Origin of the sequence: Nocardioides proteolyticus, assembly GCF_051280635.3 — a bacterium.
GTDB lineage: Bacteria > Actinomycetota > Actinomycetes > Propionibacteriales > Nocardioidaceae > Nocardioides.
The window spans coordinates 17,797-42,177 of sequence record NZ_JBNBPO030000018.1 but is presented as its reverse complement, the minus strand read 5'-3'; the positions used below and the strand labels follow the sequence as shown (position 1 = coordinate 42,177).

Here is a 24,381-nt window from a genome sequence, read left to right as displayed (position 1 = left end):
GGCCTCAGGGGGTGGTGGCGAGCTGGTCGAGGATCTGCTGGCCCAGCTCCCGATCGCCCTCGAGGGTGATCGAGCCGGGCTCGGGCGCGCGGCGGCCGCCGGCGACCACGACATAGCTGGCGCGGTCCATCACCACCCGCACGGTGGGGGCGTCCGGCTCCACCGTGAGCCGGCGCGCGCGGCGATCCTCGCCGACCTCCACCGCGACCGGCGTGCTCCCCTCCACCGACAGCACCGCCGTGGTGCCGGCGGGCGGCGCGACGCGCTTGCCGACGACGTAGCCGAACGCCTCGCACATGTAGTCGACCGTGTGCTGGGCCGCGGGCGTGTCCATGCCGCCCGGGCGGTCGGTGGCCCGTCGTACGTCCTGCTCGTGCATCCACACGTCGAGCGGACGGTTGCGCAGGAGGGTGCGCCAGTCCCACGGCACGCCGCCGAAGACGACGTCCGGCTTCGCGCTGCCGTCGGTGGGCATGTCGGCCTGCAGAGCGGCGTACCGCTTCGCCGTCGCGGTGCGGATCTCGTCGAGAATCTCCGCAGGCGCCCGGTCGCGACGGTTGACCACGCCGATCTCGGTGTAGGCGCCCATCAGCGTCGTCACGTGGGCGGGCTCCCCCACGTCGGCGGTCTCCTCGCCCGCGCCGGCGAGCACCGACTCCAGGTGCGCCGTGTGCGAGGCGACCGCCTTCACGTCCCACCCGGGCAGGTCGGTGGCCCTCGTCCAGTCGTCGGGCGACAGCTCCTCCAGGAGTGCGACGAGGTCGTTCACGGCCGACCACCAGGTCTCGACGTAGCCGGCCAGCAGCTCGCGGTCGCTCATGTCGCCGATGGTAGGGGCTCGTGCGCTCAGAGCGAGGCCGCGACCTCGATGTGGTCGAAGGACTCGGGGATCTCGTCGTACCCCTGGCACTCCAGCTCCTCGGTGTTGCCGTGCGCGATGAAACCGCTCGACGTGCAGGTGACGCGCCCGACCTCGGTGTCACCGTCCCCGACGAAGGTGAAGTTGAGGTAGACGGTCTCGCTCGACCCGTCGTCCCGGTCGTTCTCGCCACGGAGGCCGACGATCGTGGTGCCCGAGGCGGTGTCCGTCGACGGCTGGACCCGCCAGCCGTCGGCGTACTCGACCCCGTCGATCTCGAAGGCCTCCCCCACCTCCACGCTGATCGGGTTGTCCCGTCCGCCGGCGCGCTCGGGGTCGTACTCGTCGAGGGCGTCGCCGACGTTGTTCACCGCCCACACCACCAGTCCGACGACGCCGCCGCAGATGGCGAGCAGGACGACGACCACGACGGAGACCACGATGGCGACCGTCCTGCCGGTGCTGCCCCTCGGTGGCTGGTACGGCGACGGCGCGGGCCCGTGGGAGCCGGGAGCCCCAGGAGCACCGCCGTACGGCGGGTACCCGCCCCCGCCGGGATAGGGAGCCGTGGGGCCGGCCGCCGGCGGGCGGAACCCGCGATGCTCGCCGGAGCCGCTGTGGTTCGGGGGCTGGTCGGGAGGCTGAGTCACGGCACCTTCCTACCCGCCGGCCCCGCGCGGCAACCCCACCGGGTGCGCGCGCCGGCCCGGGGCCGGCCCGCCGGTCGACGACGACTCAGCCCAGGTAGCGGGCGACGGTCGGCACCTTGCCGGGGAACCGGAGCCGGGCGGCGTAGAGCGCCCGGATGGCATCGGTCTTGCCCTCCCACGCCCAGAAGCTGCGGCCCGGCGGCGTCGTCGTCCCGGTGCGCACCCAGCCGTGGAAGTAGATCGTCGTGGAGCTGCCGTCGACCAGCACGTCGCCACCCGCGGGACCGCACAGGCCCCCGGTGCGGTGCCGGGTCAGCAGGTAGCCGCCCGGGACGCCGTCCCACGCCGTCAGCGACGTCGAGCGGCGCCACATCTGACGGTAGCTGCACCGGGCGAAGTCGCCCTCGGAGGTGAACAGGTAGTAGTCGGCGTCCCGCCGCAGCAGCACCGGGTTCTCGATCACCCCGTCCGAGCGCACGAGCTCACGGCTCGGCCGGTCGGGGTCCGCGCTGCGCCGCACGTGCAGGCCGCCGCTGCTCAGCGGCAGCAGCCGGATCGACGAGGGCACGCCGTCGGTCTTGTAGAGCAGGTAGCGCCGCCCTCCCTGCGTGAAGTACGACGGGTCGATCGCGCCGGTGCGCGGGAGCCCGGGCGCGTGGATGGCGTCGGCGGCCCGCGGCGTGTCGGCACGGGCCGGGCACACCAGCGGCCGGGTCCCGACCGGACGGAAGGCGTCGAGCGCGCGGCGGGCCACGGCGACGCCGATGCACCTGCCGTGGCGGCCGAGACCGGCCACCGGCACGGAGTAGTACATGACCCAGCGGGTCCCGATGCGGGCGAGGTCCGCGGCCCAGATGTCGCCCCGGGCACGTGCCCAAGCGGGGCGGCGGGCCAGCGCCTGACCCGTCCAGCGCCAGCCGCGCCCCGGGTCCTTGTAGGCGCGGGTGACGTCGGGCCCGGTGGCGACCACGACCCGGCGGTCGCCGACACGGACCACGCTCGGATCGCCCACCGCGCCTGACCACAGCAGCGGCCGGGGACGGTCGACGGCGACCTGCGCGGCGCCCGCCGACGGCGGACCCGGCAGCGCCGCCACCAGTCCGAGCAGCAGGGCGGCGAGCAGGGCGCGCCGGGCGCCGGAATGGGTCACCCGGGCAGGGTAGGTCGCCCGCGACGGCGGCGCCCGTCGATCACCGATCCCCGATCGCCGGCGTGTCCCCCGCCGACGTACGACGACGGCCGCTCCGGAGCACCGGAGCGGCCGTCGTGCGTCTCAGCCGGGGTCAGCCCGTGGTCAGAACGCCGCCTCGTCGAGATCCATCACCGCGAGGTCGGTCGCCTCGGCGATCCGGAGCTCGGCCGAGACCCGCGGGAGGTTGAGCTGCGCGAACCACTGCGCCGCGGCGATCTTGCCCTCGTAGAAGGCCTTGTCGGCACCCGCGTCGGAGGACAGCTTCTCCAGCGCGACCTCGGCACCGCGCAGCAGCAGCCAGCCGCAGACCACGTCGCCCAGCGCCATCAGCAGGCGGGTGGTGTTGAGCCCGACCTTGTAGATGTTGCGGATCTCCTCCTGCGCCGACATCAGGTCGTTGATCATCATCCCGACCATCGCCTCGGCGTCGGCGAGGGCGGTGGCGAGCAGCTCGCGCTCGTTCTTGAGGCGACCGTTGCCGGCCTCCGCCTCGATGAACGCCTTGATCTCGCCGGCGAGGTGGCCCAGCGCCTTGCCCTGGTCCTTGACGATCTTGCGGAAGAAGAAGTCCTGGCCCTGGATCGCGGTCGTGCCCTCGTAGAGGGTGTCGATCTTGGCGTCGCGGACGTACTGCTCGACGGGGTACTCCTGGAGGAAGCCGGAGCCACCGAAGGTCTGCAGCGACTCGGTGCCGAGGAGCACCCACGAGCGCTCGGAGCCGTAGCCCTTCACGATCGGCAGCAGCAGGTCGTTGACCGCCTCGGCCAGCTTGTCGTGCTCGCCGCCGGCCTTGGCCAGTTGGACCTTGTCCTGCCAGGTCGCGGTGTAGACGACCAGCGAGCGCATCGCCTCGGCGAACGCCTTCTGCGTCATCAGCGAGCGACGCACGTCGGGGTGGTGGGTGATGGTGACGCGCGGGGCGGTCTTGTCGGCCGACTGGGTGAGGTCGGCGCCCTGGACGCGCTCCTTGGCGTACTCGAGGGCGTTGAGGTAGCCGCTGGAGAGGGTGGCGATGGCCTTGGTGCCGACCATCATCCGGGCGTTCTCGATGACGTCGAACATCTGGCGGATGCCGTCGTGGACCTCGCCGAGCAGCCAGCCGCGGGCCGGCTCGCCGCCACCGACCTGGGGGTCGCCGAAGGTGAGCTCGCAGGTGTTGGACACCTTGATGCCCATCTTGTGCTCCACGTTGGTCACGTAGACGCCGTTGCGCTCACCGGTGAGCTCACCGGTCTCGACGTCGAAGTGGTACTTCGGCACGAGGAAGAGCGAGAGGCCCTTGGTGCCGGGGCCGCCGGCGCCCTCGACGCCCTTCGGGCGGGCCAGCACCAGGTGCATGATGTTCTCCTGGAGGTCCGACTCGGCGCTGGTGATGAAGCGCTTGACGCCGGAGATGTTCCAGGTGCCGTCCTCGTTGGGCGTGGCGAAGGTCTTGCCGGCGCCCACGTCGGAGCCCGCGTCGGGCTCGGTGAGCACCATGGTGGCGCCCCACTGGCGCTCGACCATGATCTTGGAGATCTTGATGTCGCGCTCCACGCCGTTGGCGTTCTTGAACACGACCGAGCCCATCGAGGGGCCGGTGCAGTACATCCAGATCGGGGCGTGCGCGCCGAGCACCATCTCGCCGGTCGTCCACACCAGGGACGGCGGCGCCGTGGTGCCGCCGATCTCCTCCGGGAGGCCGAGCGCCCAGAAGCCGGACTCCATCCAGGTGTCGTAGGACTTCTTGAACGACTCGGGGAGCGGCGCGGTGTTGGTCTTCGGGTCGAAGACGGGCGGGTTGCGGTCGGAGTCGACGAACGACGCGGCGAGGTCCTCGCGCGCGACCCGCTCGACCTCGGCGAGGATCTCGCGGGCGGTGTCCGCGTCCATCTCCTCGTAGATGCCGGTGCCGAGGTACTCCTGCACGTTGAAGAGCTCGAACAGGTTGAACTCGATGTCGCGCAGGTTGCTCTTGTAGTGGCTCACTGTTCCACCGCTTCCTAGGTTGCCGGACCGGGACGAGCGCGGCTGTGTGCTACTCGTCGGTAACTTAATCATACGGCGGGGTGCTAGCCGCTGCAAGCAGACGGCGGAGGGGATCCCTCACACCCGGCAGAGCACGCGCACCTAGGTCGAGTGAGTCGATCGACTCGTCTGAGACACTGGACCCATGCGAGTCTCCGCCAAGTCCGACTACGCGCTCCGCGCGCTGATCGCGATGGCGAGCCGGCCCGACGCGAAGGCGATCAGCGCCGAGGAGCTCGGCCGGCTCCAGGAGATCCCGCACGGCTTCCTCCAGGCCATCCTCGCCGACCTTCGCCGCGCCGGCATCGTGCTGTCCCAGCGCGGCCAGGCCGGCGGATGGCGGATGGCGCGCCCGGCCGACGCGGTGTCGGTCGCCGACGTCATCCGGGCCGCGGACGGGCCGCTGGTCTCCGTCTACGGCCTGCGCCCGGAGTCGGTCAGCTACAACGAGAGCGCCGAGGTGCTGCAGCACGTCTGGATCGCCGCGCGGCGGGCGCTGCGCGAGGTGTTCGAGGACGTCACCATCCAGGACCTCGCCGACGGGCGTCTGCCCGACGCGGTCACCTCCCGCACCGCCGACGAGGACGCCTGGCAGCCGCACTGACCGCTGGGACCCCCGCCTGACTCTGCGCGGGTGCCTCAGGCAGCGCGGCGCGGGGCCGAACGTCGGGACATCGGCCGTGGGTCCCGCGGGGACCCGCCGGAGCAGGACGCCCGGATGGCCCGTTGCCAGGAAGGTGACGCAGATGGCGTTGCGCCGCATGCTCGTCTCGTTCGCGCTCGGGATCCTCATCGTCGTACCGGCGGGGCTGACCCTGTCGGACTCGCCGACCTATCCCGAGCGCTGCGCGGAGGGACCCGACCTCGCGCTGGTGCTGCCCGGAGCCTGCGCGCACGTCGACGAGGCGCCACCCGGCGTCGACCCCACCGAGCCGGTCAGCACGACCGAGCTCCGCGCACGGGAGGGCGGCAGCGAGGCGGCCTACGCGGCGGCCGAGGACCTCGGCGTGCCCGCACCGACCACGGCCGCGGCCACCTCCCCCGCCGTGACCTGCGAGGGCGACGGGACCAGCGGCTACCGGACCCAGGCCATGTACGTCGTCGAGGCGGGGAAGACCAACCGGTTCGCCGCCCTCCAGTCCAGCCTCCAACTGTGGGCGGCCGGGGTCGACGACGTGGTGAACCGCTCCGCCGCGCTGACCGGAGGCGTGCGCCGCGTCCGGTTCGTCACCCAGACCGACGGCAGCACCTGCCTGGCCAAGGTGCTCAACGTGACGGTGCCCGCCGGCTCGATGAGCTCCTTCAACGCCACCATCTCCGCGGTGCAGGCGCTCGGCTACACCGACCCGGCCCGCAAGTACCTGATGTGGACCGACGCGACGGTGCTCTGCGGCGTCGCCTCGATGTATCCCAACGACGGCGAGACGCAGGCCAACCCGAACAACGGGAGCTACGCGCAGTACGCCCGGATCGACGCGGGCTGCTGGGGGTTCGGCGACGGGGCGGCCCAGCACTCCGTCGAGGCCCACGAGCTCCTGCACACCCTCGGCGGCGTGATGAGCACGGCGCCGCACGGCACCCGCGCCGGCCACTGCTGGGACGAGTCGGACACCATGTGCTACGCCGACGGCGGTGGCTTCGCGATGCAGCAGATCTGCGCGCCGCAGCAGGAGTACCTCCTCGACTGCAACAACGACGACTACTTCTCGACCTTCGCCGACCCCGGCAGCTGGCTCGACGGCCACTGGAACGCCGCCGACTCCCGCTTCCTCATCGGCGGCGGCGACGGGTCCGGCGGCGGGACCCCGGGCACACCGACGGTGCTCGGCGCGACCATCGCCGTGAACAACCCGGCGGTGCCCGGCCTGGCGACCCAGGCGTCGGTGGCGCCGTCGCTGCCGGCCGGCCGCACCGTCACCTCGGTCCGGTGGAAGTCGGCGCGGGCCGACTGCTCGTTCAGCGCCCCCACCGAGCTGCAGACCGACGTGACCTGCTCGGCGGCGGCCGCGCTGCCCACCACGGTCACCGCGACCCTCGTCGACTCCTCGGGCGCCACCAAGACGGTGACCAGCCCGCTGACCTTCGCGACCGGGACCGCCCGGCCGGTGACGCTGCGCCTCGGCGCCGCCGGACAGGCGCCGGCGGACGGCGGCACCGCCAACGTCTGCACGGGCGCCGGGTTCCCGCTCACGGCCACGGTGGTCGACGTCGCCAGCGGCCAGCCCGTGAAGGGACTGTCGACCGCGCTGACCAAGCAGACCGCGACGATGACGTCGCCCACCAGTGCCGGCGCGCCGCTCACCGGCGCCGACGGCGTGGCCACGTCCAAGCAGATCGTCAAGGTGTCGACGACCTACCGCGGCCGGACCGCGGCCGGCAAGGTGTACGCCGCCGCCACGCCGACCTCGCTGGTCGCCGTACCGACGCGGTGCGCGACGGCACTGACCGCGACCACCGACCGGACGTCGGTCTTCTACGCCGACCCGGTCACCGTGTCCGGCCGGCTCACCGCCACCGCCGGCGGCGCGAGCGTGGTCGCCGGTGGGCTCTCCCTGACGGTGCGGCTCACCACGCCCGCCGGGAAGGTGCTGGCCCTCGGCACGGTGCGCACGGCCGCCGACGGGTCGTACTCGCTGGTGACCCGGCCGACCGCGTCCGGGACCGTCTCCGTCGCCCTGGCGGCCTCCACGGGCTACCTCGCCGCCACCGCCGCGGCGGGCCAGGTGACGGTCTCGCTGCCGCAGACCACCCTGACGGCCGCCGCCGACCGGACCGACGTCGGCTACGGCGGCACGGTGCGCGTCACCGGCAGGCTGGAGCGGGTCGCCGGCACCATCGTGACCGCGCTGTCGCGCAGGTCGGTCGGCGTCTTCGTGACCGTCCCCGGCAAGGCGCCGGTCCGCGTCGGGGCGGCCACGACCGCCACCGACGGCACGTACGTCGCCGCGGTGCCGCTCCGGCTCAGCGGGGCGCTCTCGGTGCGCTACGCCGGCGCGGCCGGGCAGCCCGCGGCGAGCGTCGACCTCGGCGCCGTGACGGCCGGCACCTGGAGCACGACGGTGACCTCGCGGGCGTCGGCCGCCTCGGTGTCCCCGGGTGCCGCGCTCACCCTGTCCGGCTCGGTCACCCGCACCTACCAGGGAACCACCGAGCCGGCACCGAGGCTGCGGGTCCGGGTGCTGTTCCGGGCGAGCGGCGCCAGCACGTCCACGGTGGTCGGCTACGCCACGACCACGGCGACCGGGACCTACGCGCTGCGGGTCTATCCGCGCAGCACCGGGACCTGGACGGTCGCGATGGTCGGCGTGCCCGGGCATGCCGACAGCGAGGCCGCGCCGCTCACGGTGAACGTGGGGTGATCCCGGCGGTCGGCGGAGCGGTCAGGCGGCCTGGCGCAGCCGGCGCTTGAGCTTGCGGCGTTTGCGGTCCAGCTCCTCGAGCCGGACCTCCAGCGACGCGGTCCGGCGCGCCAGCCGCTCCAGCTCCCGCATGGCCTCCGGCAGCGACTGGCACGCCGGCACCGGCCGGGGCACGGCGTCGAGGCGCAGCGACGCCGTACCGAACCCGACCAGCTTGCCGAAGGCCTTCCACACGTCGGCCTGGTCCATGCCGTCGGTCTCGATCACGTGCAGCCGCTCGGGCTTGCGCACCGCGCGGCCCCAGCGCTCGACGGTGTCCGCCTCGTCGTCCGCGCCGGTCGTGACCACCACGTGCACCTGGTGGCCGGTCAGCGCGTCGACGAGGAGGTCGATCTGCTCGGGGGTGGCGGCCGAGAGCAGTGGCTGGCTGAACGCGAGGTCGGCGCGCGACTTCTCCGCGCGGCGGACCAGCCGGGCCCACTCCCCCTCGACGTCGGAGCGACGCAGTCCCCACTCCTTGTGGGTCCGCATCACCTCCACCGCCGCGCAGAACCCCTCGGCCGTCGTCCGCGCGACCGACGCGACCCCCAGCTCGACCAGGGCGTCGTGGTGGTGGGCCAGGGCCGCCTCGAGGACGTCCCCGGCACCGGTCACCCCGACGTGAAGCCACACCTTCCGCTTCTTCGCCATGCCCCCACCGTGACCCGCGCCGGTGAGCAGCCGGTGAACCCGGCGTGACGCCCCCGCGAAAGCCCGCCCGCAGCGCACGAGGTGGGGGGATTCGGCGCGCGAAGTGGCGGGATATGGCGCGCGAAGTGGCGGGATTCGGCGCACGAGGTGGCGGGATATGGCGCGCGAAGTGGCGGGATTCGGCGCACGAGGTGAAAGGGAAGGGCGGGCCGCGCAAGGTGGCCGCACCCTAGAACACGTTCTAGATCCGCCCTACGATGCCAGCATGATCACCTCCGACGCCATCGTCTGGAACGCGCCCGACGACCCGCATCCGGCACGGGCCGCCTCCCAGCGCTCCTACTCCGCCGTCGCCAAGGGCGACCTCGCCGAGTGGCTGACCGTCTATGCCGAGGACTGCGTGCTCGAGGACCCGGTGGGACGATCCATGTTCGATCCCGAGGGCACCGGCCACCACGGCCACGAGGGCATCTCGGCGTTCTGGGAGAAGGCGATCGCGCCGATCGACAGGTTCGAGTTCACCATCGAGGACTCCTTCGCCAATCCCGAGTCCAACACCTGCGCCAACATCGGCCGGATCCGCACCTCGTTCCCCGACGGCTCCTCCACCGTGACCGACCTGATCATGGTCTACGTCGTCGACGACGACGGCCGAGTGAAGTCGATGAAGGCGTTCTGGGAGCCCGAGCGGACCATGGCCAGCTTCACCAAGGGCTGAGGCCGGCGCGGCCGGGCGTCGTACCTGAGGAATGCGTTGGGTCTGCCGCTCAGGACCAACGCACAGGTCAGGTACGACGACCCACCCACCCGCAGATCAGGTACGACGGCAGTCAGCCGGTCGCCTCGGCGATCCAGCCGACCAGCGGGCGCAGCCTGCGCCAGTCGGCGCGCACCCGGTCGACCAGCTCGGCAGTGTGGATGACCGGCTCGAAGCCGTAGGACCGCATGCCCAGCACGGTCCGCATCCGCAGCAGCTCGATGCGCGGGTGGTCCTTGTCGTAGCCCCGCGGCGTGCTCTTGAGCCGCTCGCCGCCCAGCTCGAAGCCGGCGCGCTCGAGGTCGCGCAGAATCCGCTCGAGCAGCGGCCCCGTGCGGTCGTCGGCCATCGCCTCCCGGAGGGCGTGCAGCCGCTCGCCGGACGCCTCGTAGATCCCACCGCCGACCCGCACGCCCGGAGCGGCCACCTCGACGTACCAGCCGGTCGCCGGTCCGACGCCGACGAAGGCCCCCTGGTGGGTCTTGTACGGCGTCTTGTCCTTCGCGAACCGCACGTCGCGATAGGGCCGGAACACCTTCGCCTCGCCGAACTCCTTCGCCAGGGCGTCGGTCAGCGCCACCATCGGCGCGCGCACCTGCTCGGCGTACACACCCTTGTTGGCCTCCCAGAACGACTTGGTGTTGTCGACCTCGAGGTCGTCGTAGAAGTCCAGGGCGGCGACGGGGAAGCCTGTGAAGTCCACCCGAGCAGCCTAGGGGCGTCCGGTCGGCCGGCGTCCCGGGCGGCCCACGCCTGGCCGGATGAGAGCGGGCGACGAGACTCGAACTCGCGACATCGACCTTGGGAAGGTCGCGCTCTACCAACTGAGCTACGCCCGCATGCGCCGGTCTCCCGGAGCGTGGAGGATGCTACCCGATCGGGCTGAGCACGGGTCGCTTCGGCTCCACCCCGTCGCCCGAGGACCGCCCGGTGACGCGGCGGTGCACCCACGGCACCGCGTGGGTGCGGGCCCAGGCGAGGTTCTGGCGGCGCGCCTCGCGCGGAGTGAGCACGGGCACCTCCGCGGGCGGCAGGTGCTCGAGGTCGTGCGGCACGCCGAGCGCGTCGAGTACGGCGATCGCGATGGCCTGGTGGCCGACGGCGTTGAGGTGCAGCCGGTCCTCGTCCATCACCTCCGCGACCTTCCAGCCGCGCATCCGCCACATGTCGACCAGCGTGGCGCCGTGGTTGTCGGCGATCTCGCGGACCCACTCGTTGAAGACGGCGGTGCGACCGCGGATCATCCGGAACACCGGGTTGATCCCGGGGTCGGCGATGGTGAACACCACGACGTGCGCGCCGCCCGCCCGCAGCCGACCGACGGCCTCGTCGTACGACGCCGCGAGCCGGTCGATGTCGACCTTGGGCCGGAGCACGTCGTTGCCGCCGCCGTGGACGGTCACCAGGTCCGGCTGGAGCGCCAGCCCGGGCTCCAGCTGCTCGTCGATGATCTGGGGGAGCTTGCGGCCCCGGATCGCCAGGTTGGCGTAGCCGAGCTCGGCCCCCTCGCGCGCCGCCACCACGGCCAGGACCTCCGCGACCCGGTCGGCCCAGCCACGCAGGCCGTTGGGGCGGCTCGGGTCGGGGTCACCGACCCCCTCGGTGAACGAGTCGCCGAGCGCGACGTACCTCTGGAAGGGCTGGGGGGTGCTCATCGCGCCATTGTCGCGCGGTCGCCGGCGCCGGCCGACAGGTAGGGTGCCGTCCGTGCTGCTGAGCGACCGCGACATTCTCGCCGAGATCGACGGGGGGCGGATCGCCCTGGACCCGTGGGACCCCGCCATGCTCCAGCCGTCGTCGATCGACGTGCGGCTCGACCGCTTCTTCCGCGTCTTCGACAACCACAAGTACCCCTCGATCGACCCCGCGGCGGACCAGTCGGACCTCACCCGGGTGATCGAGACGACCGGGGACGAGCCGTTCATCCTCCACCCCGGCGAGTTCGTCCTGGGCAGCACCTACGAGGTCGTCACCCTGCCCGACGACGTCGCTGCGCGGGTCGAGGGCAAGTCGTCCCTGGGCCGGCTCGGGCTGCTGACCCATGCGACCGCCGGCTTCGTCGACCCGGGCTTCTCCGGCCACGTCACGCTCGAGCTCGCGAACGTCGCCACCCTGCCGATCAAGCTGTACCCGGGGATGAAGATCGGTCAGTTCTGCTTCTTCCGGCTGACCTCGCCGAGCGAGCACCCGTACGGCTCGGAGAAGTACGGCTCCCGCTACCAGGGACAGCGCGGCCCCACTCCGTCGCGCTCGTTCCAGAACTTCCACCGCACCCGGATCTGACCCCCGGGCCCGACCGCTCGGCGCACGCTGCCCCGGGGCTCGGCAGTCGGCGCTAGGTCAGGTTAGGCTGCCCTTATGACCGCCACCCGGAACGAGTACGTCGCCAGCCTCCCCATGATCCTCGACGAGGTCGAGGTGGTCGACGTCCAGCGCGTCTCACCCTCCTTCGTCCGGGTCCAGCTCGGCGGGTCGGCACTGGCCGAGTTCGGCGTCGACGGGCCGGTCTACGACCAGCGGATCAAGCTGGTGTTCCCCAACCTCGCCGGCGAGCTGCCGTCGTTCGCCGGGATGGACGAGTCGTGGTGGACCACCTGGCTGCAGATCCCGGAGGCGGAGCGCGGCTCCATGCGCACCTACACCGTCCGCGACGTGCTCGGCGACGGGGCCGGCACCCGGCTGGTCGTCGACATCGTGGTCCACGAGGACGACCACCCGAGCACGGATCCCCTCGACGGGCCGGGCAACCGCTGGGCCCTGCAGGCGCGACCGGGCGACCGGCTGGTCATCCTGGCTCCCCGGCGCGGGCACGCCTACGGCGGCATCGAGTGGTCCCCCGGTACGGCGACCCGGCTGCTCCTCGTGGGCGACGAGACGGCCGTGCCGGCCATCCGCGGCGTGCTCCGCGACCTGCCCGCCGACGCGGTCGGGGCCGCCTTCGTCGAGGTGCCGTACGACGCCGACGTGCTCGACGACGTCACGGCCCCGGCGGGCGTGCAGGTCACCTGGCTCCCCCGCAACGGCCGCCCGCGCGGCGTCGACCTGCATGCCGCCGTACTGGCGCACCTCACGGGGTCGACGCCGCCCGCCGAGGCGCTGCCGACGGTCGACGACACCGAGGTCGACCCCAACCTGTGGGAGACGCCGGTGCACTCCTCCGCCGGCGACGAGGTGCTCGCGTCGACGGCGGTGCCCGAGGCCGGCACGCCGTACGCCGGTCTCTACGCGTGGATCGCCGGCGAGTCCAAGGTGGTGACCGGCCTGCGCCGCAAGCTGGTCAACGACCTCGGCCTCGACCGCGGCCAGGTCGCCTTCATGGGGTACTGGCGCGAGGGCGTCGCCATGCGGTCCTGACCAGGCCGCCGCGCGACGCCGGTCAGCGCACCGCCAGCGTGATCGCCGAGGGATGCGCCTTCCCGGTGTGCACGGTGAGCGGCACCAGCTGGTCGAGCAGGTCGGGCAGCGGCGAGAGCAGGTGCGGCACGTCGAAGGCCTGCACCGAGATCCGCAGCCGGTGTCCCTTCCGCACCATCGCGCCGGTCGGGAACACCTCGACGTCCACGGGCACGACCTGTCCCGGGCCGGCGTTCCGCTTGGCCGCCCGGGTGAACGGGTGGTGGGGCTGCAGCAGCTTGCCGTCGAGGTAGCGCGACCGCGCCGTGTCGAGCGCCCGGTGGGAGATCACCTGCCACCCGCCCGTGAGCCGGGTGACCTTGCCGTCGGGGGCGACGCTCTCGATCGCGACGGAGAGCATTCCGTCGCCGGTGGGGCTGGAGACGTAGAGCCGCGCGTTGACCGGACCCTGGAACCGGATCGGCCGCCGTACCGCGGCAGTGTCGAAGGTGACACCGCCGAGGTCGTTGAGCCGGTTGTCGTGGAAGCACGGCAGGTCGGGGAGGATCGCCGCCGGCAGCCCCGCCGTCCACTGGCTCGCCGAGCGGGTGCACAGCCCGGTGACCGGCAGCGGCGGCACGACCGAGCGCCCGGTCACCGGCGTCGTCGTACTCGTCAGCCGGCCGGCCCGGCCGCCGACGGTCGCGGACCCGGACAGCCTGTACTTCTTCGCCGCCAGGTCGGACGCCAGCCACTCGTTCTTGCGGACCCACCGGCCCGAGCCCTGCTCGTAGTAGGTCAGCGGTGCGATCTGGTCGAGCCGGCCGTCGCGGCCGCTGAGGTAGTGGTCGAACCAGCGCAGCTGCAGCTCGTTGAGCGAGCCGTAGCCGGCCTTCCCGACCTCGGCCCCCGACGAGCCCTGCAGGTGGTCCCACGGCCCGAAGATCAGCCTGGTCGGCACGCCGTTGCGCTGGAGCCGCTCGAAGACCAGCGGCGTGCCGCGCTGGAAGAGGTCGAACTCGCCGCCGATGAGGAAGGTCGGCACCCGCACGTTGTCGAGCACGGCGATGGGCGACCGCTCGCGGTAGAAGGGCCCGTCGAAGGCCGGGTCGCCGCCGAGGATCGCCTGGAGCATCAGCGGCAGGGTGAACCCGGTCGCACCGGCCAGGTGGTCGGTGAGCATCTTGAAGCCGGCCGCCGGCTCCTTCGGGCCGTAGGCGGGCGGGAGGACGCCGGTCCCCGTGACCAGCCCCATCCACAGCGGGATGAAGCCGACGTCGATCTGGCCGCCCGAGGCCACGACGTCCCGGTACACGTCCGCCGCGGGCACCTGCGGGAAGATCGCCTTGAGCCCCGTCGGCTGGTGGGCTGCGGCGAACAGCTGCGAGATCCCCATGTACGACGCGCCGCTCATCCCGACGCTGCCGTTGCTCCACGGCTGGCGGGCCGCCCACTCGACCACCGCGCCGGCGTCCTTGCCCTCGCGCGCGCTGAACGCCGCCCAGCGCCCCTCCGACGTGCCGGTGCCGCGGGCGTCGACCGTGAGCTGGGCGTAGCCGCGCTTCACGAGATAGTTGCTGTCACCGCCGGAGAGCACGGCCTCACCGCCACTCGCCAGCACCGTCTTGTTGTAGGCGGTGATGGTGACGATCACCGGCAGCCGGCGACCCACGGGCTGCCCGTCGGCGCGGACGGGGCGCACCAGGTCGGCGCGGAGCACCACGCCGTCGTCCATCCGGATCGGGATGTCGGTGGTCGACACCGTGGCGTCGTACTGCTCGCCGCGGGGGCGCCACGGCGCCGGGTCCGACTTCGCCCGGGGCTCGGCGGCGGCGACCTGGGGCGCTGCTGGCGCATTCCGCGTCGGTGGCACGGAGACGGCCTCGGCCACCGGCGTCGGCAGCAGCAGAGCGGTGGACACGACGGCCGTCACGCTGGCGAGCGCGACGGCCAGGCGGGGGGTGCGCTGGTTCATGGGTCTCCCTCTCTCCCTGCGCTGCCAACGACGGAAGGGTGACCACCGTCACGGCTCAGTGCAACGTGTTCCACGCCACGTCACGCACGAAGTGGCAGGTTCGGGCGCGCGAGGTGGCAGGTTTCGGCGCGCGAAGTGGGAGGTTCCGGCGCGCGAAGTGGCGGGTTTTGGCGCGCGAAGTGGGAGGTTCCGGCGTACGACGTGGCAGGTCCCGGCGCGCGAGGCGGCAGGTTTCGGCGTACGAGGTGGGAGATTCCGGCGTACGACGTGGCACAAAACCTGCCACCTCGCGCGCCGAAACCTCCCACCTCGTGGGTGTCTCAGAGGTCGAAGAGGGAGTCCGACTCGTTGATGTCCACGCCCGTCTTCGGCTGGTGGGTGTCGCCGGAGGGCTTCGGGGCGGGAGCCGGCTTCTTGTCCTCGACCTCAGGCTGGTCCACGGGCTCGGCGGCGGGGGCGTCGCCGACGGTCGCCGCCTCCTCGTCGCGGGCGTCGTCGTCGACGGGCTCGTCCTCCGGGGTGGGGCCGGGGACGGGCGCGTCGGCGGGCTCGGCCGCCGCGGCAGCGCTCCCCGGCGGCTCCTCCGGAGCAGCGATGTCGAAGAGCGAGCCGCCCTCGGGGATCTCCGCGCGCGGAGCCGCGGCGGCGACACCGCCCTCGACCTCCGCCTCGACGACCTGCTCCTCGGCGGGCCGCGGTGCAGGCTCCTTGTCGGCAGCGGGCTCGGCCTTCCCCTCAGGCTCGGCCTTCCCCTCAGGCTCGGCCTTGTTGTCAGGCTCGGCCTTCGCAGGCGTCTCCTGGGCAGGGATGTCGAACAACGAGCCGCCCGACAGGTCGGCCACCGGCTTCTCCTCGGCGGCCGGCTTCTCCTCGGCGACCGGCTTCTCCTCGGCGGCCGGCTTCTCCGCAGCGGGCTCGGCGGCAGCCGGGGTCTCGTTCCCGCCGATGTCGAAGAGCGAGCCACCCGAGCCCATGGCGTCTGCCGGCTTGTCCGCCGGCTTGTCCGCCGGCTTGTCCGCCGGCTTGTCCGCCGGCTTCTCCGCCGCCGGCGCCGCATCGGCGGGGGTGTCGAAGAGCGATCCGCCGCCCTCGTCGAACAGCGAGCCACCCGACTCCGGCTTCGCCGCCGGCTCCTCCTCCGCCGACTTCGCCTTCGCCTCGGCCGGCGCGGCAGAGTCGTCGAGCATCGAGCCCGGGTCGTCGAACAGCGAGGATCCTCCGGCCGTGGAGGCCTTGGCGGCGGCCCCGGCGTCCTCGGTCTCCACCACCGTGTTCTCGGTGACCGTGACGTCGCCCGGCTCGGGCTCCGCCTTCGTCTCCACCGACTGCCCAGCCGACTGCCCGGCCGACTGCCCAGCGGGCTCGTCCGCGCCCTGCTTCGCGGCGGGCGCGGCGACGGTGCCGGAGCCCGGCGCCAGCTTGGTGGCCATCTCGCCCTTCACCGACGCCAGCAGCATCTGCGCGACGTCGAGGACCTCGACCTCCTCGCGGGCCGAGCCGTCGGCCTGCATCTTCGTCAGCCCGTCGGAGAGCATCACGCGGCAGAAGGGACAGCCGACCGCGATCTGGTCGGCGCCCGTCTCGACCGCCTCGTTGGTGCGGTTGAGGTTGATCCGCTCGCCGATCGTCTCCTCCATCCACATCCGCGCACCGCCCGCACCGCAGCAGAACGAGCGCTCGGAGTTGCGCTCCATCTCGGCGAACTTGGCGCCGGGCATGATCTGCAGCAGCTCGCGGGGCGGGGTGTAGACCTGGTTGTGCCGGCCCAGGAAGCACGGGTCGTGGTAGGTGATCTTGCGCTGGTGGGCGCCGGCACCGTCGGTGACGGGCGTCAGCTTGCCGTCGCGGACCAGGCGGTTGAGCAGCTGCGTGTGGTGGATGACCTCGAGCTCGATGCCGAGGTGCTTGTACTCGTTCTTCAGCGTGTTCATGCAGTGCGGGCAGGTGGAGACCACCCGCTTCGCCTTCGCCTCGGTGAGCACCTCGATGTTCTGCTGGGCGAGGCCCTGGAACACGAACTCGTTGCCGGCCCGTCGCGCCGGGTCGCCCGAGCACGTCTCCCCGTTGCCGAGTACGCCGAACGACACGCCCGCGTGGTCGAGCAGCTCGGCCACGGCGCGGGTCGTCTTCTTCGCCCGGTCCTCGTAGGCACCGGCGCAGCCGACCCAGAACAGCCAGTCGACCTCGTCGAGCGACTCGATCGACTCGCCCACGACCTTGACCTCGAACGGCAGGCCCTTGGCCCAGTCGAGGCGGGCGTTGGGCGACATGTTCCACGGGTTGCCCTTGTTCTCCAGGCCCTTGAACAGCCCGTTGAGCTCGGAGGGGAAGTTCGACTCGACGAGCACCTGGTAGCGGCGCATGTCGACGAAGTGGTCGACGTGCTCGATGTCGACCGGGCACTGCTGGACGCAGGCGCCGCAGTTGGTGCAGGACCAGAGGGCGTCGGCGTCGACGACGAAGTCGCCGCCCTCGGGGTAGTAGAAGTAGTCGTCGACCCCGTCGGCCTGCTCGTGCTCGGTCTTGCCGACCAGCGCCCGCTGCTCGGACCCGCCCGCGGCGGCGAAGGCCTCCTCGCGCAGGGCCATGATCATCAGCTTGGGCGAGAGCGGCTTCTCGGTGTTCCAGGCCGGGCACTGCGACTGGCATCGGCCGCACTCGGTGCAGGTGGTGAAGTCGAGGATGTCCTTCCAGGAGAAGTCCCAGATGGTGCCGGCGCCCAGCGACGAGTCCTCGTCGAGGTCGTCGATGTCGTCGAGGGTGATCGGCTTCCCGCCGGAGGTCAGCGGCTTGACCGCGCCGATCGCCTGCCGACCGTCGGGCTCGCGCTTGAACCAGATGTTGAACCAGGCGGTGAAGCGGTGCCAGGCGATGCCCATGGTGAGGTTGCGGGCCACCACGAGCAGCCAGACCATGGCGAGCACGATCTTGAAGGTCGCGATCGCGTAGATGATGTTCTCGAGGGTGCCGACCGAGTCGGCACCGCTCGGGTAGAGCACGTCGCCCAGCCAGGACGCGATCGGGAAGTGCGCGCGGGTGGCGTGCTCGGTGTGCCCGGTCGCGTCGAGCAGGTTGTACTCCGCCGCCCGCACGAACAGGATCGCCGCGCCCTCGAAGAGGGCGAGGAACTCGACGAAGTAGGCCTGCCACATCCGCGAGCCGTAGAAGCGGCTGTCGCGTCCCTCGGTCCGGGGGTGGTGCTTCTGCCGGTAGACGATCAGTACGACGACGCCGATGGTCGACAGCAGGCCGATGACCTCGCTGAACCACTCGTAGGGGTACCAGTGGCCGACGAACGGCCACACGAACTCGGGGTCGAAGAGCTGGAAGTAGGCGGCGGCGACGGCGGTGCTCAGGAAGATGAACGCCATGAAGACGAACCAGTGCATGATGCCGACCCACGTCCACTGGAGCATCCGGGTGTGCCCGAACGTCTCCTTGAGCATGGTGAGCGTGCGGGCCCCCGGGTTCTCGGCCCGCCCGGGGGCGGCCTGACCCCGCCGGAGGACGCCGAGCATCGACATCACGGCCTTGCCGACCACCGCGATGGTGACGGCGGTGAGACCGAGCGAGACCACGATCAGGACGGTCTGCAACATCTCCAACAGCTCCTCATCCGCAGGGAGTCAGGGTGCGCACACGGCGGTGCGCGCGTCGAGCCTATTGCCAGCGCACGGTTCCGGGCGGGGCAGGCATGCCTTACCCGGGCGGTGGAGGAGCAACAGGCGTCCGGCGATCCTACCCACTGGTAACTTCGGGTGGAGGGTGACGCTCGCCTCAGCGCGTCTCAGGCGAATGACACCGAGGAGACCCGCCCGGCGGCGGTGAACCGCACGGTCACCGGCACCTTCGCCCGCGTCGCGGTCTTCGCGCAGAACCGGTAGGAGGCACCGAGGCGCTGGTGCGGCTGACCGACGACGCCGAGCACCTGCCGGGTGGTCATCCCCGGGGTCACCAGCCGGCGCACGCTCACCACGCTCCTGCGCAGCTCGGGGTTGCGGCAGCTGTCCGGCGCGACGCCGACGGCCCGCTCCCACATCTGGAGGTAGGCCTCCGTGCCGCGCGCCATGTCGTCGACGATCTTGGGCCCGTCCCCGGGGTTCGTGGCATCGGCCACCTTGCGCAGGTCCTCGACCCAGTCGGGGTAGAGGCCGTACTGCGCGACGCCGTCCACGTTGATGTCCCAGACCCGCTCGCCGGCGCGCTGCCGGTCGACGGTGACCCCGCCGAGGCCCCGGAAGGGGTACTGCACCGGGTTCGGTACGGCGGCGCCGCGCGGGTCGCCCTGGGCGCCGAGGCCGTTGATGTCGGCGCCGAAGCCGAAGCCGAAGTAGTAGCGGGGGTCGGCCCAACCGAGGTGCCGGCGCCACTTGTCGACGAAGCCGGTGGAGTCGCCGGCGTAGGGAGTGATGAAGCCACCGGCCTCGTAGATCCGCGGGTAGGCGTCGGGCGTGGACCAGGAATGGCTGGAGATGACGCCCGGGTAGCGCAGCTCCTCGATCAGGTCCATCGCCGCGACCCGCGCCTTGACCGAGAGGTGGTCGGGGTCGAAGATCATCCGCCGCTCGGCGAGCCCGCGCACCGTGTGCTCGCCCAGCGCGGTCAGGCCCCGCTTGTTGCAGTGGGCCGGCGGTCCGTAGAGCGGGATCGCAGGCAGCAGGCCGCCGAAGACCTCGCCGATGGCGCCGAACAGCGCGTCCTGCTGCTGCCCGCCCACGTCGGGGAGGGCGATCTGCGGGTTGTCGGCCGACTCGCCGTCGGCCGGCTCGCAGTGGCGCATCGCCCAGAAGGTGCCGGTCTCGAGGAAGTTCGCCGCGTTGACCACCAGGCCGACCTCGCCGGCGTCGCCGGCGACACCGGCGAGCGCGTTGTCGAACTTGTTGACCAGCTCCATCTGGCGCACGCCGAGGGCGTGCATCTCGTCGAGGTTCGCGTCGATCTCGGCCGCTGTGCAGGCGGGGACGTCTGTCCCGAGGACGGCCTTGAACGTGCAGCCGAACGGCACCGAGGTCTCGATGCCCATCACCACGGCCATCTTCCCGGCGTTGACGACGCGCCGCGCCTCGAACGGGTCGCGCACGATCCGGTAGAAGCCCTTCCCGGGCCCGCCGAACTGCGCGTCGATGTAGTCCTGCAGCGCGAACATCTGCTTGGCCTGCAGCCGGATCGAGTCCATGTCGTCGCAGGAGTTCCGCTTGAGCGGGTAGATCTGGCAGAGCTTGTTGTTCTCGACCAGCAGGTTCACGAAGAGCCGCTGCCCGCCGCGCCACGCCCGCTCGAGCCACTTCCAGTAGGTGCCCTCGTGGGTCAGCGACTCCGGCGCCGGCCAGTCCTTGAAGGTCGGCCAGCCGACCGGGTCGTGCGACAGCTCCCCGGAGAGTGCCGCCTCCAGCAGCGCCCCCTTGCCCCCGGTGAGCTTGTGGTCGGCACAGTCCTGCAGTGCGTACGGCGCGCCGTACTCGTGCCACGGGCGACCGCAGTGCACCTGGCCGCCGAGGAACTCGAAGGCCATGCCGTGGGTGTGGGCGTCGACGAAGCCGCGCACCTCCTGGTAGGACGTCACGCCAGCGTGGGGGTCACCGGTCACGTTGACCTCGGCCTCGGGATACGCCGGGCACGCGCCGGCCACGCGAAGCCGGAACGGGGTCGGTACGCCGCCGCGGAGCCGGCCGCCGTCGACGACCCGGATGCCTCGCCCGGGCGCCAGCTCGAAGGTGAGCCCCGCGCCCGACTGCCGCGCCGTCCAGTCCGCCTGCCTGCTCGGCTCGGCAGCGATCCCGACCGCGCCGTCCGAACCCAGCGCGACCTCGCCGGCGTCGGTGTGGAGCAGGTAGCCGCCGAGCCGGGTCGCCTTGAAGTAGAACGCCGCCGCGGACCCGCGCGGCACCGCCGCCACCGCGAGGCTGGTGCCGGAGCGGGTCACGAAGCGCCCGGTGGCCGCCTCCTGGAGGGTGTAGCAGCCGCCGGCCATCGCGTAGCGGTCACCCGGCACCGCGGAGCGCGGGGCGTAGGCGGGCACCGTGGTGAGGGTGGGGTCGGGCAGCGCGCGCTCGCGATCCACGTAGCGCTCGGCCGCCCGCCGCTCCGCCGCGCCGGTGGGGTCGGCCACGTCCTCCCCGACGGCGAGGCCCCGAGAGATCTCGTTCTTCGTGGCCGGGTCGCCGTGGTCGTGGCTGTGCGGGTCGAGCAGCGAGTCGTCGTGCGGCACGCCGGCGGCGGACTTCTCCGCCTCGGCCGCGACCTCCAGGGTCGCCGTCCCACCCGACCCGCCCGTCCCGCCGGCGCCACCGGGGAGGACGAGGGCGACCCCGAGCAGCGCCAGGGCGAGCGCGCCGGCGACCCCGAGGCGTCGTACGGCTTGCGGCTCCCGATTCGGCTGCACGAGGGAGCAACGACAAGAACCTGTTCCAGGTGACGGTGGACGGCATGATGTCCCCATGCCGCGACCTCGCCGCCTTCTCGCCCCGGCCATCGGGCCGGTCATCGGGCCGGTCATCGGGCTCGCCGCCTGCCTGGGCGTCGCCGCCTGCGGCCAGGGCGGCGGCACCGGTCCCGACGCCGACCGCAGCAGCTCGGCACCGCCGTCGGCGACCGGGAGCACGGTCGCCGACCCGGACGGGCCGGACGCGCGCACGCCGGACGACCTGTCGGTCGCACGGAGCGAGACCCGCGAGGACTCCGTCTACCCCGACGTCGGCGACCCGCTGGTCGACGCCCTGCACTACGACCTGGGCCTGACCTGGGACCCGGCCGAGGACGAGCTGACCGGCCGGCAGGTGCTCACCTTCCGCGCCACCGCCGACGCACCGCGGGTGCCGCTGGACTTCAACGACGACCTGGCGATCTCGGAGATCACCGTCGACGGCCGGGCCGCGGAGTTCGACGTGTCCGGCAACGACCTCACCATCGCCCACGAGGTGGTGGCCGACGAGCAGTACGAGGTGGCGATCTCCTACGCCGGCACGCCCCGGCCGACCCCGGCGCCGAGCCAGCGCTCGGACTTCGCCGGCGGCCTCGGCTGGAGCATCACCGACGAGCACGAGACCTGGACGCTCCAGGAGCCGTACGGCGCCCACACCTGGTACGCCGTCAACGACCAGCCGGCCGACAAGGCGCTCTACGACTTCACGCTCACCGTCCCGGCCCCCTGGCAGGGCGTGGCCAACGGGCAGCTCACCGACTCCTCGGAGAGCGACGGGATGCGCACCAACGTGTGGCACCTGGCCGAGCCCGCGTCGTCGTACCTGGTCACCGTCGCGTTCGGCGACTTCCAGCACACCGACCTGAGGTCCGAGAGCGGCGTCCCGATCCAGATCTGGACCGACGCCGACGGCGACCCGCTGCCCGGCGAGACCGAGTACGCGCCGAAGGCGATCGACTGGCTCGAGGAGATCCTCGGCCCCTACCCGTTCGACAGCTTCGGGATCGTGGTCGTCGACAACGAGAGCGGCATGGAGACCCAGACCATGGTCACCCTCGGCGACACCGAGTACAGCCTGTCCGCCGCCGTCGTCGTGCACGAGACGGCCCACCACTGGTACGGCGACACGGTGTCTCCCGCCGACTGGTCGGAGGTGTGGATGAACGAGGGCATGACGATGTACCTCCAGGGGATGTGGGAGGCCGAGCAGGAGGGCATCACCGTCGCCCAGAAGATGGACCAGTGGGCCCAGTTCGAGGGCCACGAGCGGGAGACCGCCGGCCCGCCGGGGGCCTACCACCCGCAGCACTTCGGCTCCGGCAACATCTACTACGGCCCCGCCCTGATGTGGCAGGAGCTCCGGGAACGGATCGGCGACCGGAGGTTCTTCGCGATGATGCGCGCCTGGCCCGAGCAGCAGGAGAACGGCACCGCCGACCGCGACGAGTACTGGACCTGGGTCGAGGAGCACACCGGCGAGGAGCTCACCGCGTTCTTCGAGGACTGGCTGCTCGGCAAGCGGACGCCCCCGCGCTGAGGCTTTGCCCGCCCGGGCCTTCCCGGGGACTAGAACTGGTTCTACTCTCCGAGGATGCGCCTCCTCCGCTCCCTGGGGGTCGTCGGCACGGCCGCCGTGCTCGCGGCCGCGCTCGACACCGCCCCCGCCCCCGCCGTGGCCGGCGAGGACCCGGCCCTGCCCGGCCTTCCCGGGCTGTCCGCCCTCCCCACCGTGCCGGGGCTGCCCATCCCGTCGCTGCCGACGGACCTGCTGGTCCCGGGCTTCGTCGGCGCACCGGTGGCTCCGCAGCCGCTCGCCGCACCGGAGGTCCCGCAGAACCCCCACCTCGCGCGCAACGGCCGCAGCAGCATGCACAACGACCCCTACAGCACCGATGCCTACGACGTCTCCGGACCGACCGGCCGCTCGCTGCGCGTCCGCACCGCGTCGTACGGCGTGCGGGAGTGCGCCACCGTCGCCTTCGACTCCCGCGACCGGCTGGTGGGCCTGTGCGGCGGGCTCGAGGGCTTCACCATGATGGTGATCGACCCGGTCACCCTGCGTGCGATCTCGCAGCGGCAGCTCTCGCAGCGCGACCTCACCAAGGGCGCCAACCCGTTCACCGACATCTGCGGCGGGACGTACTTCTTCCTGGACCCCGACGATCGCGCCTACGCGACGACGACCGACTCCGCCATCGCCGAGGTCACCGTCACGCCCGACGGCGGCCTCCAGCCCGGCCGACGGTGGCCCCTCGCTCCCCATCTCGGCGAGGGCGACTGCCTGGTGGCCACCGGCGTGGACTGGTCCGGGCGGCTGTGGTGGTTCAGCCAGCAGGGCCTCGCCGGCACCCTGTCGCGGGAGACCGGCGAGGTGCGGAAGATCCGGCTCGGCGAGGGCGAGGGCATCTTCAACTCGATCTCCGGCGACGAGACCGGCGCGATGTACGTCGTCACCACCCACCGCCTCTACCGGCTCGACGTCGGCGAGTCAGGCCAGCCGGAGATCACCTGGAGCGAGGAGTACGACCGCGGCAGCCGGGTGAAGCCCGGCATGCTCTCGCAGGGGTCCGGCACCTCTCCCACGCTGATCGGCCGGCGCTGGATCGCGATCGCCGACAACGCGGACCCGCGCAGCCACGTGATCGTCTACGACCGGCGCCGCGGCGTCGGCGGCCGGGAGCACTGCCGCGTGCCGGTGCTGCCCAGCGGCGCGAGCACGACCGAGAACAGCCTCGTGGCCGCCGGTGACTCACTGATCATCGAGAACAACTACGGCTACGAGGGGTTCCAGTCGACCCTGCTCGGCCGCTCGACCACGCCGGGGCTCTCCCGGGTGCTGATCGAGCCCGACGGGTGCCGGGTGGCCTGGACCAACCCGTCGGTGGCGCCGACGTCGGTGCCGAAGGCGTCGCTCGGCAACGGCCTCGTCTACGCCTACACCAAGCCGCCGCGCGCGGACCTGATCGACGCCTGGTACGTCACCGCGATCGACATCCGCACCGGCCGGACGGCCTGGAGCCGGCTCACCGGCACCGGCCCGCAGTGGAACAACCACTACGCGTCCATCTACCTCGGTCCGGACGGCGCCCTCTACGTCGCGACCGTCGCCGGCCTGATCCGGATGGCCGACGGGTAGCC

17 protein-coding genes and 1 tRNA gene are annotated in these 24,381 nt (G+C 72.3%); 7 read left to right on the top strand and 11 right to left on the bottom strand.

Annotated elements, in window-relative coordinates:
- Window positions 1-4 precede the first annotated feature (4 nt).
- The 4 genes from ACPOLA_RS12095 to ACPOLA_RS12080 all read right to left on the bottom strand — a co-directional run bounded on the left by ACPOLA_RS12095 (window position 5) and on the right by ACPOLA_RS12080 (window position 4,669).
- The gene (locus ACPOLA_RS12095) at window positions 5-820 is read right to left on the bottom strand and encodes a maleylpyruvate isomerase family mycothiol-dependent enzyme (protein WP_435770689.1); all 816 of its coding nucleotides are present in this window, start codon (window positions 818-820) and stop codon (window positions 5-7) included.
- 26 nt (window positions 821-846) lie between these two features.
- On the bottom strand, window positions 847-1,509 hold the full coding sequence (locus ACPOLA_RS12090; RefSeq protein WP_435770688.1) for a hypothetical protein: 663 nt from the start codon (window positions 1,507-1,509) through the stop codon (window positions 847-849).
- An 85-nt stretch (window positions 1,510-1,594) separates the two neighbouring features.
- The gene (locus tag ACPOLA_RS12085; protein ID WP_435770687.1) at window positions 1,595-2,659 is read right to left on the bottom strand and encodes a family 43 glycosylhydrolase; all 1,065 of its coding nucleotides are present in this window, start codon (window positions 2,657-2,659) and stop codon (window positions 1,595-1,597) included.
- Window positions 2,660-2,803: 144 nt separating this feature from the next.
- Window positions 2,804-4,669 (bottom strand): acyl-CoA dehydrogenase, encoded by a 1,866-nt coding sequence (locus ACPOLA_RS12080; protein ID WP_435770686.1) that lies wholly within the window; start codon window positions 4,667-4,669, stop codon window positions 2,804-2,806.
- 184 nt (window positions 4,670-4,853) lie between these two features.
- On the opposite strand from ACPOLA_RS12080, the gene ACPOLA_RS12075 reads away from it, so the two are divergent.
- Window positions 4,854-5,312 (top strand): RrF2 family transcriptional regulator, encoded by a 459-nt coding sequence (locus ACPOLA_RS12075; RefSeq protein ID WP_435770685.1) that lies wholly within the window; start codon window positions 4,854-4,856, stop codon window positions 5,310-5,312.
- Window positions 5,313-5,454: 142 nt separating this feature from the next.
- Window positions 5,455-8,067 carry a hypothetical protein gene (locus ACPOLA_RS12070; RefSeq protein ID WP_435770684.1) on the top strand — a complete coding sequence of 871 codons (2,613 nt, stop codon included), beginning with the start codon at window positions 5,455-5,457 and terminating at the stop codon, window positions 8,065-8,067.
- 21 nt (window positions 8,068-8,088) lie between these two features.
- Here the strand turns inward: ACPOLA_RS12070 and ACPOLA_RS12065 are convergent, their stop codons facing one another.
- On the bottom strand, window positions 8,089-8,757 hold the full coding sequence (locus tag ACPOLA_RS12065; RefSeq protein ID WP_435770683.1) for a hypothetical protein: 669 nt from the start codon (window positions 8,755-8,757) through the stop codon (window positions 8,089-8,091).
- Window positions 8,758-9,022: 265 nt separating this feature from the next.
- On the opposite strand from ACPOLA_RS12065, the gene ACPOLA_RS12060 reads away from it, so the two are divergent.
- Entirely contained in the window at window positions 9,023-9,475 is a 453-nt protein-coding gene (locus tag ACPOLA_RS12060; RefSeq protein WP_435770682.1) for a nuclear transport factor 2 family protein, read from the top strand.
- A gap of 112 nt (window positions 9,476-9,587) precedes the next feature.
- Here the strand turns inward: ACPOLA_RS12060 and ACPOLA_RS12055 are convergent, their stop codons facing one another.
- From ACPOLA_RS12055 to ACPOLA_RS12045, 3 genes are all read right to left on the bottom strand, one after another.
- Window positions 9,588-10,217 carry a DUF2461 domain-containing protein gene (locus ACPOLA_RS12055; protein ID WP_435770681.1) on the bottom strand — a complete coding sequence of 210 codons (630 nt, stop codon included), beginning with the start codon at window positions 10,215-10,217 and terminating at the stop codon, window positions 9,588-9,590.
- 63 nt (window positions 10,218-10,280) lie between these two features.
- A tRNA-Gly gene (locus tag ACPOLA_RS12050) sits at window positions 10,281-10,353 on the bottom strand.
- Window positions 10,354-10,383: 30 nt separating this feature from the next.
- On the bottom strand, window positions 10,384-11,169 hold the full coding sequence (locus ACPOLA_RS12045) for an SGNH/GDSL hydrolase family protein (RefSeq protein WP_435770680.1): 786 nt from the start codon (window positions 11,167-11,169) through the stop codon (window positions 10,384-10,386).
- Between the two features lie 52 nt (window positions 11,170-11,221).
- Between ACPOLA_RS12045 and dcd the strand changes: the two genes are divergently transcribed.
- Window positions 11,222-11,797 (top strand): dCTP deaminase, encoded by a 576-nt coding sequence (gene dcd / locus ACPOLA_RS12040; RefSeq protein WP_435770679.1) that lies wholly within the window; start codon window positions 11,222-11,224, stop codon window positions 11,795-11,797.
- A 75-nt stretch (window positions 11,798-11,872) separates the two neighbouring features.
- A complete protein-coding gene (locus ACPOLA_RS12035) occupies window positions 11,873-12,868 on the top strand; it encodes a siderophore-interacting protein (RefSeq protein ID WP_435770678.1) in 996 nt (331 codons plus the stop codon).
- A 22-nt stretch (window positions 12,869-12,890) separates the two neighbouring features.
- On the opposite strand, the gene ACPOLA_RS12030 is transcribed toward ACPOLA_RS12035, so the two are convergent.
- The 3 genes from ACPOLA_RS12030 to ACPOLA_RS12020 form a co-directional block, all read right to left on the bottom strand.
- Window positions 12,891-14,822 (bottom strand): CocE/NonD family hydrolase, encoded by a 1,932-nt coding sequence (locus tag ACPOLA_RS12030; protein WP_435770677.1) that lies wholly within the window; start codon window positions 14,820-14,822, stop codon window positions 12,891-12,893.
- Window positions 14,823-15,142: 320 nt separating this feature from the next.
- Window positions 15,143-18,421, bottom strand: coding sequence for a (Fe-S)-binding protein (locus tag ACPOLA_RS12025; protein ID WP_435770676.1), 3,279 nt, complete (start codon window positions 18,419-18,421; stop codon window positions 15,143-15,145).
- Between the two features lie 188 nt (window positions 18,422-18,609).
- Window positions 18,610-21,204, bottom strand: coding sequence for a hypothetical protein (locus ACPOLA_RS12020; RefSeq protein WP_435770675.1), 2,595 nt, complete (start codon window positions 21,202-21,204; stop codon window positions 18,610-18,612).
- Between the two features lie 55 nt (window positions 21,205-21,259).
- Between ACPOLA_RS12020 and ACPOLA_RS12015 the strand changes: the two genes are divergently transcribed.
- Together ACPOLA_RS12015 and ACPOLA_RS12010 are read left to right on the top strand one after the other, a co-directional pair.
- Window positions 21,260-22,780 (top strand): M1 family metallopeptidase, encoded by a 1,521-nt coding sequence (locus tag ACPOLA_RS12015; protein ID WP_435770674.1) that lies wholly within the window; start codon window positions 21,260-21,262, stop codon window positions 22,778-22,780.
- Between the two features lie 54 nt (window positions 22,781-22,834).
- The gene (locus ACPOLA_RS12010) at window positions 22,835-24,379 is read left to right on the top strand and encodes a hypothetical protein (RefSeq protein WP_435770673.1); all 1,545 of its coding nucleotides are present in this window, start codon (window positions 22,835-22,837) and stop codon (window positions 24,377-24,379) included.
- Window positions 24,380-24,381 lie beyond the last annotated feature (2 nt).

Bases quoted from the DNA above. Each gene is read 5' to 3' on its own strand.
- ACPOLA_RS12095 (WP_435770689.1), bottom strand. From the start codon at position 820: ATGAGCGACCGCGAGCTGCTGGCCGGCTACGTCGAGACCTGGTGGTCG.
- ACPOLA_RS12075 (WP_435770685.1), top strand. From the start codon at position 4,854: ATGCGAGTCTCCGCCAAGTCCGACTACGCGCTCCGCGCGCTGATCGCG.
- ACPOLA_RS12070 (WP_435770684.1), top strand. From the start codon at position 5,455: ATGGCGTTGCGCCGCATGCTCGTCTCGTTCGCGCTCGGGATCCTCATC.
- ACPOLA_RS12065 (WP_435770683.1), bottom strand. From the start codon at position 8,757: ATGGCGAAGAAGCGGAAGGTGTGGCTTCACGTCGGGGTGACCGGTGCC.
- ACPOLA_RS12060 (WP_435770682.1), top strand. From the start codon at position 9,023: ATGATCACCTCCGACGCCATCGTCTGGAACGCGCCCGACGACCCGCAT.
- ACPOLA_RS12045 (WP_435770680.1), bottom strand. From the start codon at position 11,169: ATGAGCACCCCCCAGCCCTTCCAGAGGTACGTCGCGCTCGGCGACTCG.
- ACPOLA_RS12035 (WP_435770678.1), top strand. From the start codon at position 11,873: ATGACCGCCACCCGGAACGAGTACGTCGCCAGCCTCCCCATGATCCTC.
- ACPOLA_RS12030 (WP_435770677.1), bottom strand. From the start codon at position 14,822: ATGAACCAGCGCACCCCCCGCCTGGCCGTCGCGCTCGCCAGCGTGACG.
- ACPOLA_RS12025 (WP_435770676.1), bottom strand. From the start codon at position 18,421: ATGTTGCAGACCGTCCTGATCGTGGTCTCGCTCGGTCTCACCGCCGTC.
- ACPOLA_RS12015 (WP_435770674.1), top strand. From the start codon at position 21,260: ATGCCGCGACCTCGCCGCCTTCTCGCCCCGGCCATCGGGCCGGTCATC.
- ACPOLA_RS12010 (WP_435770673.1), top strand. From the start codon at position 22,835: ATGCGCCTCCTCCGCTCCCTGGGGGTCGTCGGCACGGCCGCCGTGCTC.